This is a genomic window from Clostridioides sp. ZZV15-6383, from assembly GCF_020657735.1.
Taxonomy (GTDB): Bacteria; Bacillota; Clostridia; order Peptostreptococcales; family Peptostreptococcaceae; genus Clostridioides; species Clostridioides difficile_D.
This window is the reverse complement of record NZ_JAGWCV010000167.1, coordinates 1-403: the sequence shown is the minus strand read 5'-3', so window position 1 is coordinate 403 and position 403 is coordinate 1. Positions and strand designations below refer to the sequence as shown.

Here is a 403-nt window from a genome sequence, read left to right as displayed (position 1 = left end):
TACAAAAAATTCATCAAAGATTAGCTAATATAAGAACTGATTATATTAATAAAACAGTATCCCAGGTAATAGAGCAAAAACCAAGCTATATAACCATTGAAGATTTAAATGTTACTGGAATGATGAAAAATAAGCATTTATCAAAGGCTATATCAAGTCAAAGGTTTTTTGAATTTAGAACTAAACTAACTGCTAAGTGCAAACAAAATAATATAGAACTTAGAGTAGTTGACAGATGGTATCCATCATCAAAGACTTGTAGCCGATGTGGAGAGATTAATAAAGGTTTAAAACTTAAAGATAGAGTGTACAAATGTGAATGTGGATTATCTATTGATAGAGATTTAAATGCAAGTATTAATCTTAAAAATGCTAAAAAATATAAGATGGCTTAAAAGCACTT

At 27.5% G+C, this 403-nt stretch carries 1 protein-coding gene; it reads left to right on the top strand.

Annotated features, from left to right (window positions below; all coding sequences use genetic code 11):
* Window positions 1–395: RNA-guided endonuclease TnpB family protein (locus KGF42_RS19280; protein ID WP_227826919.1), on the top strand; the 395-nt coding region annotated here is incomplete at its 5' end.
* Window positions 396–403: the final 8 nt, after the last annotated feature.